The organism is Cutibacterium nasicola (assembly GCF_052654715.2).
Map to the genome: position 1 here is coordinate 1,563,592 of NZ_CP199745.2, position 18,009 is coordinate 1,581,600.

General features: G+C 64.1%; 19 protein-coding genes and 1 pseudogene. 9 read left to right on the top strand and 11 right to left on the bottom strand.

The features are described from left to right. The first annotated feature begins 83 nt into the window (after positions 1–83). Both sucB and lipB read left to right on the top strand, forming a co-directional pair. The gene (sucB, locus tag ACUCCZ_RS07280) at positions 84–1,781 is read left to right on the top strand and encodes a 2-oxoglutarate dehydrogenase, E2 component, dihydrolipoamide succinyltransferase (RefSeq protein ID WP_435916899.1); all 1,698 of its coding nucleotides are present in this window, start codon (positions 84–86) and stop codon (positions 1,779–1,781) included. Positions 1,782–1,854: 73 nt separating this feature from the next. Further along, entirely contained in the window at positions 1,855–2,673 is an 819-nt protein-coding gene (lipB, locus tag ACUCCZ_RS07285; protein WP_435916900.1) for a lipoyl(octanoyl) transferase LipB, read from the top strand. Between the two features lie 106 nt (positions 2,674–2,779). Here the strand turns inward: lipB and ACUCCZ_RS07290 are convergent, their stop codons facing one another. Next, on the bottom strand, positions 2,780–2,902 hold the full coding sequence (locus ACUCCZ_RS07290) for a hypothetical protein (protein ID WP_435917072.1): 123 nt from the start codon (positions 2,900–2,902) through the stop codon (positions 2,780–2,782). 46 nt (positions 2,903–2,948) lie between these two features. Here ACUCCZ_RS07290 and ACUCCZ_RS07295 point away from each other — a divergent pair, with 46 nt between their 5' ends. The 4 genes from ACUCCZ_RS07295 (at position 2,949) to ACUCCZ_RS07310 (ending at position 7,933) form a co-directional block, all read left to right on the top strand. Beyond that, positions 2,949–3,941 (top strand): lipoyl synthase, encoded by a 993-nt coding sequence (locus tag ACUCCZ_RS07295; RefSeq protein WP_435916901.1) that lies wholly within the window; start codon positions 2,949–2,951, stop codon positions 3,939–3,941. 227 nt (positions 3,942–4,168) lie between these two features. After that, the gene (locus tag ACUCCZ_RS07300; protein WP_435916902.1) at positions 4,169–4,939 is read left to right on the top strand and encodes a DUF4191 domain-containing protein; all 771 of its coding nucleotides are present in this window, start codon (positions 4,169–4,171) and stop codon (positions 4,937–4,939) included. A gap of 7 nt (positions 4,940–4,946) precedes the next feature. Further along, complete coding sequence (locus ACUCCZ_RS07305; protein ID WP_435916903.1) at positions 4,947–6,749, top strand: ABC-F family ATP-binding cassette domain-containing protein; 1,803 nt, start codon at positions 4,947–4,949, stop codon at positions 6,747–6,749. Between the two features lie 89 nt (positions 6,750–6,838). Further along, a complete protein-coding gene (locus ACUCCZ_RS07310; RefSeq protein WP_435917057.1) occupies positions 6,839–7,933 on the top strand; it encodes a glycosyltransferase 87 family protein in 1,095 nt (364 codons plus the stop codon). 7 nt (positions 7,934–7,940) lie between these two features. On the opposite strand, the gene ACUCCZ_RS07315 is transcribed toward ACUCCZ_RS07310, so the two are convergent. The 4 genes from ACUCCZ_RS07315 to ACUCCZ_RS07330 form a co-directional block, all read right to left on the bottom strand. Further along, entirely contained in the window at positions 7,941–8,393 is a 453-nt protein-coding gene (locus ACUCCZ_RS07315) for a PTS sugar transporter subunit IIA (protein WP_435916904.1), read from the bottom strand. Further along, complete coding sequence (locus tag ACUCCZ_RS07320) at positions 8,393–8,623, bottom strand: glucose PTS transporter subunit EIIB (protein ID WP_435916905.1); 231 nt, start codon at positions 8,621–8,623, stop codon at positions 8,393–8,395. Before ACUCCZ_RS07320 ends, ACUCCZ_RS07315 begins: the two co-directional genes overlap by 1 nt. Before the next feature lie 129 nt (positions 8,624–8,752). After that, entirely contained in the window at positions 8,753–9,001 is a 249-nt protein-coding gene (locus ACUCCZ_RS07325; protein ID WP_435916906.1) for a glucose PTS transporter subunit EIIB, read from the bottom strand. Then, positions 9,001–9,723 carry a GntR family transcriptional regulator gene (locus ACUCCZ_RS07330; protein ID WP_435916907.1) on the bottom strand — a complete coding sequence of 241 codons (723 nt, stop codon included), beginning with the start codon at positions 9,721–9,723 and terminating at the stop codon, positions 9,001–9,003. The genes ACUCCZ_RS07325 and ACUCCZ_RS07330 overlap by 1 nt, the downstream gene beginning before the upstream one ends. 213 nt (positions 9,724–9,936) lie before the next feature. On the opposite strand from ACUCCZ_RS07330, the gene ACUCCZ_RS07335 reads away from it, so the two are divergent. Further along, entirely contained in the window at positions 9,937–11,325 is a 1,389-nt protein-coding gene (locus ACUCCZ_RS07335) for a PTS transporter subunit EIIC (RefSeq protein WP_435916908.1), read from the top strand. A 64-nt stretch (positions 11,326–11,389) separates the two neighbouring features. Here the strand turns inward: ACUCCZ_RS07335 and ACUCCZ_RS07340 are convergent, their stop codons facing one another. Genes ACUCCZ_RS07340 through ACUCCZ_RS07350 form a run of 3 tightly spaced genes read right to left on the bottom strand, consistent with a single transcriptional unit; the run spans position 11,390 to position 13,562 of the window. Continuing rightward, positions 11,390–11,998 carry a DedA family protein gene (locus ACUCCZ_RS07340; RefSeq protein ID WP_435916909.1) on the bottom strand — a complete coding sequence of 203 codons (609 nt, stop codon included), beginning with the start codon at positions 11,996–11,998 and terminating at the stop codon, positions 11,390–11,392. A gap of 23 nt (positions 11,999–12,021) precedes the next feature. Beyond that, positions 12,022–13,134: a glycosyltransferase gene (locus tag ACUCCZ_RS07345; protein WP_435916910.1), complete on the bottom strand. Its 1,113-nt coding sequence runs from the start codon at positions 13,132–13,134 to the stop codon at positions 12,022–12,024. Positions 13,135–13,139: 5 nt separating this feature from the next. After that, positions 13,140–13,562, bottom strand: a complete 423-nt coding sequence (locus ACUCCZ_RS07350) for an RDD family protein (RefSeq protein WP_435916911.1) — start codon at positions 13,560–13,562, stop codon at positions 13,140–13,142. 112 nt (positions 13,563–13,674) lie between these two features. Between ACUCCZ_RS07350 and glnA the strand changes: the two genes are divergently transcribed. Then, positions 13,675–15,096 carry a type I glutamate--ammonia ligase gene (gene glnA / locus ACUCCZ_RS07355; RefSeq protein WP_435916912.1) on the top strand — a complete coding sequence of 474 codons (1,422 nt, stop codon included), beginning with the start codon at positions 13,675–13,677 and terminating at the stop codon, positions 15,094–15,096. A 116-nt stretch (positions 15,097–15,212) separates the two neighbouring features. Here the strand turns inward: glnA and ACUCCZ_RS07360 are convergent, their stop codons facing one another. The 3 genes and pseudogenes from ACUCCZ_RS07360 to ACUCCZ_RS07370 all read right to left on the bottom strand — a co-directional run bounded on the left by ACUCCZ_RS07360 (position 15,213) and on the right by ACUCCZ_RS07370 (position 16,792). After that, the gene (locus ACUCCZ_RS07360) at positions 15,213–15,620 is read right to left on the bottom strand and encodes a hypothetical protein (protein WP_435917058.1); all 408 of its coding nucleotides are present in this window, start codon (positions 15,618–15,620) and stop codon (positions 15,213–15,215) included. A 356-nt stretch (positions 15,621–15,976) separates the two neighbouring features. Continuing rightward, positions 15,977–16,084 (bottom strand): annotated as a pseudogene (locus tag ACUCCZ_RS07365) (YdcF family protein); the annotation flags it as partial. An 81-nt stretch (positions 16,085–16,165) separates the two neighbouring features. Further along, a complete protein-coding gene (locus ACUCCZ_RS07370; RefSeq protein WP_435916913.1) occupies positions 16,166–16,792 on the bottom strand; it encodes a hypothetical protein in 627 nt (208 codons plus the stop codon). A gap of 22 nt (positions 16,793–16,814) precedes the next feature. Between ACUCCZ_RS07370 and ACUCCZ_RS07375 the strand changes: the two genes are divergently transcribed. Further along, positions 16,815–17,990, top strand: a complete 1,176-nt coding sequence (locus ACUCCZ_RS07375; RefSeq protein ID WP_435916914.1) for a Nif3-like dinuclear metal center hexameric protein — start codon at positions 16,815–16,817, stop codon at positions 17,988–17,990. The last annotated feature ends 19 nt before the right edge of the window (positions 17,991–18,009 follow it).

Here is an 18,009-nt window from a genome sequence, read left to right on the forward strand (position 1 = left end):
GGAATGGGGACAACTGCACATTTACCCATCGTCCGGCTAGGCTTGCAACGAATCCGTCGCGGTCTGCAAAGGAGCTCCAACACATGTCGACCGAAGTCACTCTTCCCGCACTGGGCGAGTCCGTCACCGAAGGCACCGTGTCCCGCTGGCTCAAGGCCGTCGGAGACACCGTCGAGGCCGACGAGCCCCTGCTCGAGGTGTCCACCGACAAGGTCGACACCGAGGTCCCCTCCCCCGCCTCCGGCACCCTGATCGAAATCAAGGTCCCCGAGGACGAAGACGCCGAGGTCGGCGCCGTGCTCGCCATCATCGGCGACCCCTCCGAGTCCGACTCCGCTCCAGCCGAGGCCCCCGGTGGACATGATGATGCCCCCACACCGCAGCTTCAGCCTGAACCCGCAGCCGACGAGAAGTCTGGTCCCGCCACTGGTGGCGCGGCCAAGGGCGTCGAGGTGACTCTTCCCGCACTGGGCGAGTCCGTCACCGAAGGCACCGTGTCCCGCTGGCTCAAGGCCGTCGGAGACACCGTCGAGGCCGACGAGCCCCTGCTCGAGGTGTCCACCGACAAGGTCGACACCGAGGTCCCCTCCCCCGCCTCCGGCACCCTGATCGAAATCAAGGTCCCCGAGGACGAAGACGCCGAGGTCGGCGCCGTGCTCGCTATCATCGGCGACCCCTCGGTCGCCGAGTCTGCTCCCGAGCCGGTGAAGAGCAAGACCGAGGAGACCCCGGCCCCCGCGCCGACTGCTCCGAAACCCGTTGAGGCTCCGAACCCGACTGGCACCAACGCGGTCGCCCCACGTGCCACCAACCCGTCCTCCGACGTCTACGTCACCCCGCTGGTCCGCAAGTTGGCCAAGGAGAACAACGTCGACCTGTCCATCATCACCGGAACTGGCGTCGGTGGCCGCATCCGAAAGCAGGACGTGCTGGCTGCTGCTGGCAAGCCCGAGGAGGCCCCGACCCCCGCGCCGACTCCCGTCTCTGCTCCTGCTCCAGCCGCCCCGAAACCCGCTGGTTCAGCTCGCAAGGCCTCCCAGGAGGTCTCCCCGGAGGCCGTCGCTCTACGCGGTACCACCGAGAAGATGAGCCGTTTGCGCAAGGTCATCGCCTCCCGCATGGTGGACTCCCTGCAGGTCTCGGCCCAGCTCACCGCCACCGTCGAGGTGGACATGACCGCAATCTCCCGCGTTCGCAAGGCTGAGAAGGCTTCCTTCAAGGCTCGCGAGGGAGTTGGCCTGTCCTACCTGCCATTCATCACCAAGGCCGTCGTCGAGGCCCTCAAGGCCAACCCGAAGTTCAACGCGAACATCGACACCGAGGCCGGAACGATCACGTACGGCGCCTCCGAGAACATCGGCATCGCCGTCGACACCCCGCGTGGCCTGCTGGTTCCGGTCATCAAGAACGCCGGCAACCTCAACATCGCTGGACTGGCTCACCAGATCGGCGACCTGGCTGCTCGCGCCCGCGACAACAAGGTCACTCCCGACGAGCTGGCCGGTGGTACCTTCACCATCACCAATTACGGCTCGGCTGGTGCTCTCTTCGACACCCCGATTGTCAATCAGCCCGAGGTCGCCATCCTCGGCACCGGTGCCTTGGTGAAGCGCCCGGTCGTCGTCACCAACGAGTTCGGTGAGGACACCATCACCATTCGCGACATGATGTACCTCTCGCTGTCCTACGATCACCGTCTCATCGACGGTGCCGTGGCGGCTCGCTTCTTGTCAGGCATCAAGGCCCGCCTGGAGGAGGGTGACTTCGCCGGAGAGTTCTGATTCGACACCTCAAGGGCCCGGTGTGGAATTCCGCACCGGGCCCCGCCATGTATCCGGACTACCATGGGTCAGCGTGACAGACGCCCAGGCAACCCCACAGCCCACCACACCCCAGGTCGTTGACGGGGTAGTTCCCAGGGGATGGGTGGATCATCCCGCTGGCTTGGAATTCGAATGTCTGGGCATCGCGGACAACCCCCCGGTACGCACCGAGTACAACGAGTGCTGGGCCCACCAGCGTGAGGTGCACGCCGAAGTCTCGCGCCATCAGCGCCCCAGCACGGTCATCTACGTCGAGCACGACCCTGTCTACACTGCGGGCCGACGCACCCGCCCGGAGGCCTATCCCTTCGACGGTACCCCTGTCATCCCGGTGGATCGCGGCGGTGAGATCACCTGGCATGGTCCGGGCCAGCTCGTCGGATACCCCATCGTCTTCCTGCAGCGCGGCATCGGTGTCGTGGACTACGTGCGTCGGGTCGAGGAGTCGATCATCCGCCTCGTTGCCGAGTACGGGTTGAAGGCCGGACGGGTCCCCGGACGTACCGGCGTCTGGTTTCCCTCTGATGGCGTCGGCCCGGAGCGCAAGGTCTGCGCGATCGGCATCCGGGTCTCTCGTCAGACGGCGATGCACGGATTCGCCCTCAACGTCGACCCCGACACCGCCTGGTTCGACAACATCATCCCCTGCGGTATCACCGACGCTGACGTCACCAGCATGGGACGCGAACTGCGACGTCTGCATGGCCCCGACGCCGAGGTGCCCTCCATCCTGGAAGTGGCAGGCAAGCTCGAGCCCATCCTCACCGAGATGATGTCCTTCCAGCCCTATGAGATGAGCCCGGACATCCCGCGTCCGGAGCACCCGGCGTTCCTTCACCCCATGTCGTGAACCTGTCCGTCATCCCGGCTACGGTCCCCACCGCACCGGAGATGCTGGTGACAGTTCTGCCTGCCCCGCCGATACCGATGACCGGAGCCATCTCGGTGGGTCCCCATCATGACTTCGCCACCGACTCAGGAGCCCCTGCCGCCACCGGCATGATGATCGCGGTTTCCGGGCAGCTCAATCCACTGAATGGTTCGTCAAGAGCCTGTCCAGCCTCTTCGTCGTCACCCATTCGCTGAGGCTTCGCAACGTTGGTGCACACAGTTAAACTGGCCGACGTGAGTGTCGAGGCAGACGGCAGAAGGCTCCTCCGAGTCGAGGTCAAGAACTCCCAGACCCCCATCGAGGACAAACCTCGCTGGATTCGTACCCGGGCTACGATGGGTCCGCAATACCGCGACATGCGACGCCGAATGATAGACGGTGATCTTCACACGGTGTGCCAGGAAGCTGGCTGTCCCAACATCTTCGAGTGCTGGGAGGACCGCGAGGCCACCTTCCTCATCGGCGGCGATCACTGCACCCGCCGTTGCGATTTCTGCCAGATCGAGTCGGCCAAGCCGGAGGGCTACGACAAGGACGAGCCACATCGTGTCGGCGAGTCGGTCATGCAAATGGGCCTACGTTACGCCACCGTCACCTCGGTCTGCCGTGACGACCTCGAGGACGAGGGAGCTTGGTTGTGCGCCGAGACCATCCGCCAGATCCACCAGTTGAACCCGGGAGTCGGCGTCGAGATGCTGGCCCAGGACTTCTCCGGCAGGCAGGAGCTCCTTGACGTCGTCTTCGAGTCCCGCCCGGAGGTCTTTGGGCACAACCTCGAGACAGTCCCACGCATCTTCAAGCGCATCCGCCCCGGATTCCGCTACGACCGTTCACTGGCCGTCCTCAACTCGGCCCACGAGGCGGGTCTCATCACCAAGTCCAACCTCATCCTCGGCATGGGAGAGACTCGTGAGGAGATCTCGGAGGCCATGCAGGCCCTGCATGATGTCAAGACCGACCTGCTGACGATCACCCAATACCTGCGCCCGAACGCCTACCTGCACCCGATCGACCGCTGGGTGGCCCCGCAGGAGTTCGACGAGCTGGCCGAGGAGGCCCGCGAGATTGGATTCGTCGGTGTCATGAGTGGCCCACTGGTGCGCTCCTCCTACCGCGCCGGACGTCTCTACCGTCAGGCCATGGAGGCTCGCGGGGAGAAGCCGGTCACCATCGTCACCGGCTACCGGGACGGGGAGAAACCGGCTCCGTTTGCCGCCAAGGAGTAATCAGAGGAGCTTGATCAGCTTGACGAGGGGCAATGACGACCACCCCGAAAGTCAATGAGGATGATCGACGCGACAACGAACAAGGCCACGGCAACTCCTCCCCGGCCGTGACGCCAGGCGGCGGTGCCCCGGGTACATACGGAGGAACCACGTCGAAGTAGGGTCGCCGTCACGAAACCGGTAGAATGCCGCGGAGTCCGTCCATCAACGTCGTCGGGAGCGTGTCAATGCCCAAGAGCCAGGCAGCCAAGGAACTCGCCGCCAAACAGAAGGCGCAGGCCAAGGCCGAGAAGGAGCGTCGCAAGAATTCCGACAATCCCAAGGACTGGAGCACCGGCAAGCAGCTCGTCGAGACTTTCAAGCTGACCCGCCAGGTTGATCCCCAGCTCCTCTGGTGGGTCATTGGCGCCTTCGCCCTTGTTGTCGTGGCGATCACCGTCCTCGGTCTCATTTTCACTGACCTGTGGTGGGCTTGGCTCATCGTCGGCATCTTCGCTGGCGCCGCTACCGCCATGTGGGTATTCCAGGCGCGCGCCAAGCGTTCCATGTACACCCGCTTCAAAGGCCAGACCGGCTCAGCCGAGGTGGCTCTCTCCCTGCTGGACAAGAAGAAGTGGACCTCCACCCCGGCGATCGCCTTCACCCGACAGCAGGACGTCGTGCACCGCGCCGTCGGACCGGCCGGGATCGTCCTCATCGGCGAGGGCCACGGCAACGGTCTGCGCAATCTGCTGGCCACCGAGACCAAGCGTCACGAACAGGTCGCCTACGGTACCCCGGTGACCTCGCTCATCATGGGCGACGGCAAGGGTGAGGTTCCGCTGGAGGACCTCGACAGGCACATCAAGAAGCTGCCCAAGGCCCTCAACGCCTCCCAGGTGGACGAGGTCGTCAACCGTCTCAATGCCCTCGACGCCATGCGTCCGAAAGTGCCGCTACCCAAGGGCCCGATGCCCAATTCCATGAAGGGCGCCCGCGCCGCCATGCGGGGACGCTGAGCCTCCGTTGGCCGGCACGAATCTCGTCAACGCCGATCGCATCTCGAAGTCTTGGGGCACACGGACGGTCCTCTCGGAGACGTCCCTGGGACTCTCGACGGGAGATGTCATCGGCGTGGTGGGGCGCAATGGGGACGGAAAATCCACCCTCCTGGCCCTTCTCACCGGCTCGTTGAAACCCGATTCCGGGACTGTGACGCGCACCAATGGGATTTCCATCGGGGTGCTCGCCCAGGCCGAATTCCCCAAGGGCGACGAGACCGTCCGTGACCTTGTCGTCGGTGGCCGTCCCGACCATGCCTGGGCGGCGGATCGCAAGGCTCGCCCGATCGTTGAGGACATGCTCACCGACATTGACCTCGACCGTCCCATGGCCGATCTGTCCGGTGGTGAGCGCCGTCGGGTTGCCCTGGTCTCGATCATGTTGGGTGACCACGACCTACTCGTCCTCGACGAGCCCACCAACCACCTCGACGTCGAGGCCGTCGCCTGGCTGGCGGGGCAGCTGCGCCACCTCCAGGAGCGCGGTGTGGCCATGCTCGTCGTCTCCCACGACCGCTGGTTCCTTGACGAGATCTGCACCGACATCTGGGAAGTCCACGACGCCACTGTTGAGGCCTATGAGGGCGGATACTCCGCCTACATCCTCGCCCGGGTGGAGCGAGCCCGCATCGCCGCCAGCAACGAGGCCACGCGTCAGAATCTGGCGCGCAAGGAGCTGGCATGGTTGCGTCGCGGCGCCCCCGCCCGCACTTCCAAACCTCGTTACCGCGTCGAGGCCGCGAATGCCCTCATCGCCAATGTCCCCGAGCCCCGCGACAAGCTGGAACTGGCGCGGTTCTCCGCGGCCCGGCTGGGCAAGGACGTGCTGGATCTCAAGGACGTCACCGTAACCGTCGCTTCCGACGAGCTGGGCGTGCGCACCCTGCTGGACAACGTGACATGGTCGATCGGACCAGGCGACCGAATCGGCCTGGTCGGCGTCAATGGTGCCGGCAAGACCACTCTGCTGAATCTCTTCGACGGATCCCGCCAGCCTGACTCCGGCCGCGTCAAGCAGGGCAAGACTCTGCGGCTTGCCCATCTGCGTCAGGAGGTGGACGACCTCGACGCGACGACGACGGTGCTGGAGTCGGTCAACGATGTCAAGGCGAGGACGAAGCTTGCCACCGGGCGCGACGCCTCTGCCGCGGACCTGTTGGAAGGATTCGGGTTCACCGGACAGAAACTCGTCACCCGTATCGGCGACCTCTCTGGTGGTGAACGCCGGCGTCTTCAACTATTGCGTCTCCTCATGGATGAACCGAACGTCCTACTCCTCGACGAGCCAACCAACGACCTGGACATCGACACATTGCGTCTCCTGGAGGACTATCTCGACTCCTGGCCAGGAACCCTCATCGTCGTCTCCCACGACCGTTGGTTCCTGGAAAGGGTCTGCGACGTGGTGTGGGCCCTCATGGGCGACGGGACGGTCGCCCTGCTTCCCGGAGGGATTTCACAGTATCTGGAGCACCGTCGCAACCGTGCGACCGGCCCGTCGAAGTCGAGCCGCGTGGGCACCGAGAGCTCCCAGCAGAAGGTCAACACCGCTGCTCTGAGGCAGGCTCGCAAGGACATGGACCGGATTGACCGCAAGATGGGCAAGGTCCGCGACAAGCTGGCCTCGTTGCACGAGGAGATGGCTACCAAGGCCGACGACTACCATACCCTCGCCGACCTGCAGACGAAGGCCAATGACCTTGACGAGCAGATGTCGAGTCTGGAGGAGCAATGGCTGGAGGCTGCCGACGTCGTGGAGAATCAGTGATGGCACGCGGTGATGGTCCCCGGATCCGAGGATCCGGGATGTGGCCCACGATCGTTGTCTTGGTCATCACCGTGGCGTGGACGCTCATCATGCCCAATCCGACCGACCTCAGGATCTACCGGGACTGCGTGCGAGCCATGCTGGACGACCCGGACAAGCTGTACACTGCCACCTCGGTCAGTGGTCTGGGATTCACGTACCCACCCTTCGCCGCAATCGCCCTCGTCCCGTTGTCCCTCCTGCCGTTCCGCGCCGCGACGATCCTCCACTGTGCCGTCAGCGCGACCGCTCTCGTCATCATGATCGACGTGACGTGGCGGCACTGCGGACGTCGACCATCGGGCATCGTGACGGCCGCTGTCGCCGCAATCCTGGTGGCCAGCGAACCGATCGCCAAGAGCTTCTCCTACGGCCAGGTCAATCTTCAGCTGGCTCTCCTGGTCATCCTTGACGTCTTCGTTCTTCCACGCGCATGGCGCGGCGTCGGCGTTGGTGTGGCCACCGGATTCAAGCTCACCCCCGGCATCTTCGCGCTGTGGTACCTCGTCACCGGCCAGTTCAAGGCAGCACTGCGGGCCGCTGCTGTCGGAGTGTTAACAATGGCTCTCGGCTTCGCCATCGCACCGACGGCGTCGTGGAGGTACTGGACCCACTACATGGTCTCCCCGAAGCGGCTCGGCGGGCTGACCTGGGCTGGCAACCAATCCTTGTCAGGGATGCTGTTACGACTGGGACGAGGAGAGCTCACCCCAGTCTGGCTCATTCTGGTCGTCCTCTGTTGTCTGCTAGCCGGGATCGCGTCTCGTCGGCTGTGGCAGCAAGGAGGGGCCGATCGGGTGTGGTCCCTGCTGTGCGCGGGAATCTGCGGATGCCTCGTGAGCCCGGTGTCATGGTCCCATCACTGGGTGTGGACCGCGCTGATCATCGTCGCAGGACTGGCAGATCGACGCCGAGCCCGCCACTGTCTCGCCCTACTCTGGGCCTTCGCCACCCTGACATGGATGGTCTGGTGGTTCCCAGCAGGTCATGACCAAGAAGTTGCTGCGCCTTGGTGGCAGAAAGTCCTCACCGACTCCTACGAGATCCTGGGTGCCGGGTCCCTCCTCGCCTTGGCCTGGAGCCACCGTGCATCAGTCGCACGGCATGAGGAGGGCGGACCGTCATCCGGCCCGCCCCACCCGTAACGCTCACTCACGCCACTGTGAACAAGTGATCACTACTGCTCACCGACTGGCCGACAGGGGCGACATCACCGAGCTTGTCAGGGGCGGTGTCGAGAACGATGACTGGGCACACCACGCTGCGCCCTCCCTCGGCGACACGGGCGGGGTTCCACGTGATGAGCTCGTCTCCGACGGAAACCTCTGCGCCCTCCTCGGTGTGAAGGGTGAATCCCTCCCCTCCCAGCTGGACGGTGTTGATGCCAAGATGCACCAGCATCCCGAATCCGTCCGCCTCAATGACGAAGGCGTGCGGGTGCAGCTTGACGAGGCGCCCCGACACCGGCGCCACGACGGTGACATCGCCGTCGCCGGAGGGATGCAGGGCGACACCGGGACCCACTAGGCCCTGTGCGAACACCGGATCGGGGACCTCGGGCAGGGCCACCAGGGTGCCATTGAGAGGAGAGAGGACCGAGGTCATCAGCGCAGGTCCTCGATGTCCTCGGCAAGGGTGTCAGCCTCGGGTCCGACGACCACCTGGACGGACGTTCCCTGCTGGACGACGCCGAATGCACCGGCAGCCCTGAGAGCGGCCTCGTTGACGAGGTCGGGGTCGTCAACCTCAACGCGCAGCCGGGTGATGCAGGCCTCGAGGTCGCCAATGTTGTCGTCGCCACCGAGGGCCGTCAGGATCTGTTCTGCCTTGCTCATGATGTCTCCTTGTCGTGGCTCGAGGTGCACTCCGCCGTGGAGGATCCCCGAACACATACTGACCCACCTTCCAAGTGGTCCAGACAATTAACACTGAACTCCATCGGGCCGCCGGATGTCAAGAGGCGGTCAGGCCTCGTGATCCTCTCCCCACAAATCCTCCAGGTCGGAGGCAAGCAGGTCCGCGTCAGGTCCGACGATCACCTGGACGCCCTGTCCCTGCACCGTCACACCATGGACGCCAGCACGACGCAGCGCTTGCTCGTCGACCTGCCCGCAGTTTCGGACCTGACAGCGCAAACGGGTCACACACGGCTCGATCGACACCACGTTGTCGACTCCCCCCAACGCTGCCAAGATGTGTTCAACACGCTTCATCACGAGCCTCCTCGAGGTGGATACAGGGTCCTGCGCGGCCCGGAGATCGGCACCCACAGTTTGTAACGGTCTCCCCGGTACCAGGACCGGGAGTAGGCAACGGCAAGATCATCGGCATAGGTACGGCGGTTGATGGCCAGCAGAGGCGATCCCACCGGAATGTGCAACAGCTCACAGATCACCGCATCCCCGCTGACGGCCTCAATGGCATCCTCCCCCCAGGTGGGGACGAGACCAGCGTTCGCCAAGACCCCGTAAATGCTCGCGGGTACGCCATTCGCCAGTAGATTCGGCATCACTCGTGTGGAGATCCAGGTTCTCTCGACTACCATCGGAACCCCGTCGGCCAACCGCACCCGGTAGATGAAGTGGACGGATTCACCGGGCTCAATCCCCAGCCAGACGGCCACGTCCGGGGCCGCCGGCAACTCTTCCCCGCGCAGCACCCGTGTATCGGGAATCATGCCACGTTGACGCATTTCCTCGTTGAAGGACGAGATCCGTGACTGGACGTCAACCTTCGGAGCCCGGACATAGGTCCCACTCCCGCGGCGACGTTCCAGCCGTCCGCTGTTGACCAGCGAATCCACCGCCTGGCGGACCGTCATCCGTGAGATTCCGAAACGTTCGGCAAGCTCACGCTCACTGGGAACGACATCTCCGACCGACAGGCGGGTGTCGATGAGCTCGACGAGATAATCCCGCACGGTCACGTACTTCATGCGTGAATTATGCCCCGGATGCAGGGTTGACCACCGAGGGGAGATCCAACCCGACCGAAATGTTCACGTTCACACATTCTGCGCACCCTCTTGAGGTGGCAGTACCGGCGGCCTACACTTCATCAGGTGGTCCATACCACACCATGGACCACCTGATGCCGAACCGATGTGGGCAAAGGCGTCGGACATGAGAACTCACTGCGGAGGAACTCCATGGCGAAAGACGCTGTTACCACCAGCACGAAGAAGAAACGGCAGATACCCGGGTTCTCCCAGATGCAGCGCATCGGACGCTCCCTCATGCTGCCCATCGCATCCCTGCCGGTCGCAGCACTGCTCATGCGATTCGGAGCGGCCGATGTGCTGGGCGCGGACGGCGTGGCCAGGCACGCATCCTGGATGCAGCCGGTCGCTGATGTGCTCGCCGGCGCCGGTGGCGCGATCTTCGACAACCTGCCCCTCATCTTCGCGCTCGGCGTGGCTGTCGGTTACGCCAAGAAGGCCGATGGTTCCACCGCACTGGCCGCCCTCATCGGCTACCTCACCTTCACGGGCGCGGGCACCTCCGACAAGACCCAGGGTGGGGTCCTGCACGCACTGGCCCCATACTTCGCCAAGGACACCGGAGTCATCAACTACGGCGTCCTTGGCGGCATCGTCATCGGCATCATCGCCGCCAAGATGTACGAGAAATACCGCCGCACCAAGCTGCCGACCTACCTGGCCTTCTTCGGCGGGCGTCGCTTCGTTCCGATCGTCACCGCTGCGGCCTCGGTGGTCGCCGGTGTCATCATGGCCCTTGTCTATCCAGCCTTTGACTGGCTGTTCAACAAGCAGGTCGGCGGGTTCATCATGACCCACGGGTCGAACCCGGCCACCGGATTCGTCTTCGGCACCATCAACCGTCTGCTCATTCCCTTCGGCCTGCACCACCTGCTCAACTCCCTGCCGTGGTTCCAGCTCGGTAGCTGCACCAATGCCGCCGGCGAGACCCTGCACGGCGACATCACCTGCTTCTTCAGTGGCACGGCCGGCACCAATGCCTGGACCGGCTCTTTCATGACCGGGTTCTTCCCGATCATGATGTTTGCCCTGCCCGGTGCTGCCCTGGCCATTTACCACACCGCCAGGCCGGAGCGTAAGAAGATCACCGGTGGCGTCATGCTGTCGGTCGGCCTGACCGCCTTCCTCACTGGTATCACTGAGCCCCTCGAGTACGCGTTCGCCTACGTAGCCTTCCCGCTGTACCTCGTGCACGCCCTGCTCACCGGCTCGTCCTTGGCCCTGTGCAACGCTCTGGGCATTAAGGACGGGTTCGGATTCTCGGCCGGCCTGACCGACTACATCATCAACTTCGGACGAGCTGCCGAGCTGTCCGGCAGCGCAGGAAAGGTCCTGCTGCTCCTTCTCATCGGTCTCGTCTACGCCGCCATCTACTACGTGGTGTTCCGATTCGCCATCACGAAGTGGAACCTGCGCACCCCTGGCCGTGAGGAGGACGGTGACGAGTCGAACGCCGGGACCAGCGTCTTCGACGAGGCCCAGCTCGCCGCCACCAAGTCCACCGGCAAGGAGAACGCCCAGAAGGAGGGCCGGGCCTGATTCCACCCCCTCCCATCGCATGACGGCGCCCCCTGCACGCCGGAGGCGTCGTACCCATTTGCCCTCAGTCGTTCTGCGGAGCGGGCATCACTCGCCGCAGGACCTGATCCAGAATGACGCCAATGACGATTGCACCAGTGATCCCGACCGTCGCGGCGAGGATATGGTTGTTGCCCAGAAAACTTGCCGCGCCAGCACCAATCGCGGTGGCATATCCAGCCCACAGAACCCCGGCCAACGTGTCAACAGGAAAGAATACGCGATAGGAAAAGCGGGTGGCCCCCGCCATGGTATTGACGATGACACGCCCGCCGGGAATGTATCGGGCGACCAGGATGCACAACGGCCCGCGCACTCGCAGTTGGTGAGTCGCCCAGGTGACGGTCTTCTGCCGTTTCGGCCCACCGTTGAAAAGTTTGGTGTGTCCGAGCTGACGCCCAATCCAGTAGGCAATGTTGTCCCCGCACATCGCACCGAATGCTGCCACCGGGATGATTAGCCACCACGGCGGATGTCCTATTGCTGCCAGGGCGACGACGAAGGACTCGCTCGGGACGGGTGGGAAGAACCCGTCAATGGCGCACAGTCCCCACAGCACCGCAACAACCCAGGAGTGGGAGGCGTTGGCCGCGATGACGCCGTTGACGCTCGCCATCCATGCGGTCAGATCCATGTCTGCCAGTCTTCCACCCGGGCTCAATAGGTCGTCGCATGGCGGGAGATCGCCCGTCGGTAGACTGCCTCCAGCTGATCAACGACGGGACCAGCCGCGAATCGGGAGCGAGCCTGCCATGCGATCGCCTCGCGGTCCCATGACCGACCGAGCACCTGTTGCAGACCATCTGCCAACGCATCGACGTCCCTCACCGGGACGACCACGCCGTTGCTGTCGTCGATGAACTCCTGCGGACCACCGCAGGCCGTCGTCAGCACCGGTAGGCCAGCCGCCAAGGCTTCGGCACAGGCGACCCCGAAGGTCTCGGAGTGGGAGGCCAGGGCAAAGGCGTCAGCACCCGCGAGCTCTTCCGCTATGCGCTCTCGCGGCTGGGTACCCAGCAGGACGACATTCGTGTTGTTGGCCGCAATGGCCTCCAGGGGCCGACGTTGTGGTCCATCCCCGATGATGCGCAGCTGAATTCCGGGCAACTGCTCGACGGCATGGGCCAGTTCGACCACTCCCTTGCCAGGATTGAGGGTGGCGACGCTGACGACCACCGTTCCTTCATGGCGCCGTGCCGGACGGTCGAAGAGGTCGACATCAACGATGTTGGGCACGACCGTCGAGGTGACCCCGTACCCGGCCAACCTCGAACTCAGGCCTTGGGAGACGCTGATGACGGCGTCAGCCCGGTCCCCGGCGACGGAAATGTCCTCCTGGAGACGTTGGTCCGGGTTCGCCAGATGGGAATCATGTTCGGTCCACACCAGCGGTCCGGGACAATCGGCCCGTGCCGCAGCGGCGGCAAATCGTGCAAAATGAGCATGGACGACGTCAGGTGTCCCCCACTCCGCGATGACGGTCCGGTGCAGCCGTCGGGCTGCTCTGGCGTGCACCCGGTGATCGGCGCGTGCGGACACCGCCCCCAGCGGGACGTCCAGCCTCGCCACCGTGATGCCGTCATTGCGTTCCGCGGCGTGCTCGACACGCGTGCCAAACTTGCGCCAATGCCGAATGGACCGCGCGTCGAGGACAGCCAGCACGACCTCGTGGGCCTGCTGTCGTAGCGCCACTGCCTGGTCATACTCGAAGAGTCCTCGCAGCGGAGCTTCCGGGCTCGGAATCCCCCGAGACAAAACCATGACACGCATATGACTCACTTGCGATCGACGACGACGGTGCCGTGCACGAGGTCGTCGGGACCTCTCCTTTCGGCTCTGATGACGAGAGTGGGAACGACGAGGCTTGTCATAGATGTATGCACGATCGCTCGCCGCCCCCTGATGAGGCCAAGGGCACCAAGCGGGACGCCGGCCATCCGAGCGACAATCTGGCCGAAGGACCCGCCTGCCATTGTCGTGAAGAACAGGAACTCAAGGCAGAAGACCGCCATCGGCATCCACATGGGCCAATCGCCGCCTCGAATCACTGTCTGCCCAACAATCGATCCGGCAAGCACCACGGATGCTCCCAGGCCGACGATGAGCGCACCGATGCGCTCGTCCCGACTCGCCGGCGATCCACACCCTTCCGCGGGCAACCCAATCGGGGTGCCTGGTGCTGCCTCGATCCCACTCACCCGATGAATTCTACCGGCAGCAGCTGTTACACGCTCGAAACACAACGGTGACGGCTGAGCAACCCGTACGGACTACCGTGAACACATCACCAGTCGTGTCGATGGAGGAAAGATGTTCGAAGGTCCCGACGACCTGCTCGCTTATGTCAAGAAGGAAGGCATCGAGATGATCGATGTCCGCTTCTGTGACCTCATCGGTGTCATGCAGCACTTCACCGTACCCGCCCGAGAGTTCGACAAGGACCAGTACGAGAACGGTCTGGCCTTCGACGGATCCTCCATCCGGGGCTTCCAGAAGATCAACGAGTCGGACATGGCTCTGTTGCCCGACCCGACGACCGCCTGGATCGATCCGTTCCGCGAGCGCAAGACGCTCATCGTCAACTTCAACGTCCACGACCCGATCACCAAGGAGGCCTACAGTCGCGACCCGCGCAACATCGCGCTCAAGGCCGAGGCGTACCTCGCTTCCACCGGCATCGGCGACACTGCCTTCTTCGCTCCCGAGGCCGAGTTCTACGTGTTCGACGACATCCGCTTCGACACCCGTCAGAACACCTCGTACTACTCGATCGACTCCGAGGCCGGCGCCTGGAACACCGGACGTACCGAGGACGGCGGCAACCGCGGTTACAAGGTGAAGTACAAGGGTGGTTACTTCCCGGTGGCCCCCACCGATCACTTCGGGGACCTGCGCGACGAGATCGTCACCATCATGGAGGGTCTGGGTATGCAGGTCGAGCGCGCCCACCACGAGGTCGGCACCGCTGGCCAAGCTGAGATCAACTGGCGTTTCAACACCCTGTCCCGCGCAGCTGACGACGTCATGAAGTTCAAGTACATCGTCAAGAACGTCGCCTGGCAGCACGGCAAGACGGCGACCTTCATGCCGAAGCCGATCTTCGGTGACAACGGGTCGGGCATGCACGTCCACTCCTCGCTGTGGGAGAACGGCGAGCCTCTCTTCTTCGACGAGTCCGGCTACGCACAGCTGTCCGACATGGCTCGCTACTACATCGGCGGCATCCTCAAGCACGCCCCGTCGCTGTTGGCCTTCACCAACCCGTCGGCCAACTCCTACCATCGCCTGGTTCCGGGCTTCGAGGCCCCAGTCAACCTGGTGTACTCGCAGCGCAACCGCTCCGCCTGCATGCGTATCCCGATCACCGGCCCGAACCCGAAGGCCAAGCGTGTCGAGTTCCGCTGCCCTGACCCCTCGGCCAACCCGTACATGGCCTTCGCCGCCCTGCTGCTCGCGGGTCTGGACGGCATTCAGAACAAGATCGAGCCGCCGGCCCCGGTCGACAAGGACATCTACGAGCTGCCTCCGGAAGAGCACGCTGTCATGGATCAGGTCCCGGGCAGCCTTGGTGCCGTCCTCGACAATCTCGAGGCCGACCATGAGTTCCTGCTTGCCGGTGACGTGTTCACCCCGGACCTCATCGAGACCTGGATCGAGCTCAAGCGTGGCGACCTGGCTGCCCTGCAGCAGCGTCCGCATCCCTACGAGTTCGACCTGTACTACGACATCTGAGTCGACCTGACGTGATCCCGTGACGAGGGGGACGACTTCGGTCGTCCCCCTCGTCACGTCGTGGAGAATTGGGCCCGATACACGAAGAGCGTGCGAACCGTGGGGCGCGGTTCGTTTCAGTCCAGAAACCGCACGGTCCCCTGAGGGATCGGGATGGCGTCAGAACCATTCGGCCCAGTCGAGGATTCATCTGTCAGTGCGTGGACGTCGCCTAGGTCCAGACAGCCCTCGAGGATGGCCGTCGTCGTCCCTACCGTTGCGACGAGCCGTCGTGCTCCGCGGTGCTCACAGTCACCATTGCTATGCCAGGACAGTTCCCAGCCCGAGACCTTTCCGGGAGCCAGCCGTTTCGGTATGGACTTGGAGTCATCAAGCTGCCACGCCACCGGCACGAACTCTCCTGTCTCGGTGGCCTGTTGAAGTTTCGGCATGGCGGGCAGGCTCATCGTCGACGTGCCGCAGTTACGGATCATGAGCCGGGTCACTCGTGCTCCCAGCGCCGCCCCGACGTCGTCAAACCCCATTGCCACTTTCTCGCCCTGCCGACACGTCAGAGCGCCCCCACCGCCGCCAACGCTGGTCACCCGTTGTGGGGATGTGCTGGGTTGGGGACGAGGATGCGGCGAATACCTCGGCGTCGAGGTCACCGACGAGGTCGGGACAACAGCCTCGGGAACCGCTGGGATCGGTCGCGAGCACCCAGAAACGACGACCGCTGCCGCGATTGCGCCAGCTATCAGACACCAGATCCTCGTTCGAACACCACCGCCGCCATCGGCCAGAACACCAGCACGAGAACCAGCATGACGACGTTGAGCCACGGCTGCACGCACGGCGTGATACGGATTCGTCACAACGATCACCGATGGATTCTAACGCTCCCCAGGATCATCGCCGGGGAAACGCCCGCCACGGCCCACGGTTCGAGCCGGGAGAAGACGGACCTCAGGCACCACGCCATGAGGACCACCAACGAGGCGTACAAAGCGAAGATCGCGAGGCATGTCGCCGGACCGGCGATCATCCATCACACCTTCCCCGTCGTGGCATTGCAGTGGCAGAACATGCATCAGTCTGACCACACTACCGATCCGTGGACGGGCTTGGGAGATTCCAGCTGGTCGGGGTTCCCAGCGTGCTCGGGGTTCGGCGTGGCCGGTGGCTTCACCGTGGGGATGAAGCATCCTTCGCCACTCACGACCTTGCCGGCAATCTCAACCGACATCACCTGGAGGTGGGGACCACAACTGCCTTGCCCAGGCCACGACAAGGTGACCTTGCGCCACATTCCGGTGAGCACTTCTCCCGGAATGACACCGTACGAGTCCCATGCGATCTTGACGGGCGAACCGGCGGACGTCACCTCGATCGTCGGCACGGCAGGCACGGCCAAGGGTTTCTCAGTGCAGTTCCGGACGATCAGTTCAACGGAGTTGGTTCCCTCCTTCGCCTTCATCGGAGACATCTGGACGACCGGTGCTGACCCCTTGCACGCCGGAACGGCCAGAGTACTTGCGCCGGAGGCTCCCTTCGACGGTGTCGGCTGCGCTGGCTGAGGAGGAACCGAGTTGGCAATCGGTGTTGCCCCGGGTTGATTCGCCATGTCGGAAACGGTTGGGGGCTTCTCGGCGCACCCTGCTGCAGCCATGACGGCAGCCAGGCACACAAACATCGTCACTGGTCGGGGAGCAGTCATACCTCCAAGCTACCGTGAACCCATGGCAGCTGATACATCCCACACCGCCTCCCCTTCTGACGCCCGTGTGACCGTTGGTCGAGTACGTGACGTGCTGGACCAGTGGTACCCGCCATCCCTGGCGGAGTCGTGGGATGCGCCGGGGTTGGTGTGTGGAGACCCCGACGACACCGTCACGAAGATCGTCTGCGCACTGGAGGCGACCGACGAGGTCGTCAATGCCGCCATCGAAGCCCATGCGGACATGCTCGTCGTCCATCACCCACTTCTCATGAGGGGAGCCACATCCGTGGCCGCCGACACCGCCAAGGGACGCATCATCCACCGCCTCATCCTTGACCGCATCGCCCTCATGAGCGCTCACACCAACGCCGACGCTGCCGTTGGCGGTGTCAACGACGTCCTCGCAAGGCTCCTCGGCGTCATCGTCGTACGACCCCTTGAACCCGTCACCCAGACCGTGGATCTGTGGGGGGTTCAGGTGCCTGTCGACTGTGCCAAGGCGCTGCGTCATGCCCTCTTCGATGCTGGCGTCGGGCGCTTCGACGGTTATGACCAGTGCAGCTTCGAGACGGTTGGGCACGGCCAGTTCCGCCCGCTCGATGGCTCCCATCCCACCCTCGGCACGACCAATGAGGTCGAAACCGTTGAGGAGGTGCGCATCCACGTCGTTGCCCCCACCTCGGCACGCTCCGCGGTGCGCTCAGCTCTCATTGATGCCCATCCCTATGAGGTGCCTGCCTACGACGTGACGGCCATCGACTCCGGAACCCGCCCCGGCCCCACCACGCCAGGAATCGGTCGCATCGGCCACCTCGATGAAACGATGACGCTGCGCTCCTTCACCCAGCGGGTCTCCGAGCGTCTCCCCCGCACCGTCTGGGGAGTGCGGGCTGCCGGAAACCCGGACCAACCCGTCACCACCGTGGCGCTGTGTTCCGGAGCGGGAGACTCCCTCCTCGACGCCGCGGCAGCCAGCGGCGCTGATGTCTACCTCACCAGCGACCTGCGCCATCACCCTGCCGACGAACATCTACGCGTCGGAGGACCAGCCCTGGTCGACACCGCTCACTGGGCCTCCGAGTCGCCGTGGTGCGCAGATGTGGCACGACGTCTCCACGCGGAACTTGGTCTGCCCTGTCGGGATCTGGGCATCCGAACCGACCCGTGGACCATTGGAACCGCAGTGGCACAATAAAGGGACGTGACAGGCACTG

Bases quoted from the DNA above. Each gene is read 5' to 3' on its own strand.
- sucB (WP_435916899.1), top strand. From the start codon at position 84: ATGTCGACCGAAGTCACTCTTCCCGCACTGGGCGAGTCCGTCACCGAA.
- ACUCCZ_RS07290 (WP_435917072.1), bottom strand. From the start codon at position 2,902: ATGGGTGACGACGAAGAGGCTGGACAGGCTCTTGACGAACCATTCAGT.
- ACUCCZ_RS07300 (WP_435916902.1), top strand. From the start codon at position 4,169: ATGCCCAAGAGCCAGGCAGCCAAGGAACTCGCCGCCAAACAGAAGGCG.
- ACUCCZ_RS07310 (WP_435917057.1), top strand. From the start codon at position 6,839: ATGCCCAATCCGACCGACCTCAGGATCTACCGGGACTGCGTGCGAGCC.
- ACUCCZ_RS07315 (WP_435916904.1), bottom strand. From the start codon at position 8,393: ATGACCTCGGTCCTCTCTCCTCTCAATGGCACCCTGGTGGCCCTGCCC.
- ACUCCZ_RS07320 (WP_435916905.1), bottom strand. From the start codon at position 8,623: ATGAGCAAGGCAGAACAGATCCTGACGGCCCTCGGTGGCGACGACAAC.
- ACUCCZ_RS07325 (WP_435916906.1), bottom strand. From the start codon at position 9,001: ATGAAGCGTGTTGAACACATCTTGGCAGCGTTGGGGGGAGTCGACAAC.
- ACUCCZ_RS07330 (WP_435916907.1), bottom strand. From the start codon at position 9,723: ATGAAGTACGTGACCGTGCGGGATTATCTCGTCGAGCTCATCGACACC.
- ACUCCZ_RS07335 (WP_435916908.1), top strand. From the start codon at position 9,937: ATGGCGAAAGACGCTGTTACCACCAGCACGAAGAAGAAACGGCAGATA.
- ACUCCZ_RS07340 (WP_435916909.1), bottom strand. From the start codon at position 11,998: ATGGATCTGACCGCATGGATGGCGAGCGTCAACGGCGTCATCGCGGCC.
- ACUCCZ_RS07345 (WP_435916910.1), bottom strand. From the start codon at position 13,134: ATGCGTGTCATGGTTTTGTCTCGGGGGATTCCGAGCCCGGAAGCTCCG.
- glnA (WP_435916912.1), top strand. From the start codon at position 13,675: ATGTTCGAAGGTCCCGACGACCTGCTCGCTTATGTCAAGAAGGAAGGC.
- ACUCCZ_RS07360 (WP_435917058.1), bottom strand. From the start codon at position 15,620: ATGGGGTTTGACGACGTCGGGGCGGCGCTGGGAGCACGAGTGACCCGG.
- ACUCCZ_RS07370 (WP_435916913.1), bottom strand. From the start codon at position 16,792: ATGACTGCTCCCCGACCAGTGACGATGTTTGTGTGCCTGGCTGCCGTC.
- ACUCCZ_RS07375 (WP_435916914.1), top strand. From the start codon at position 16,815: ATGGCAGCTGATACATCCCACACCGCCTCCCCTTCTGACGCCCGTGTG.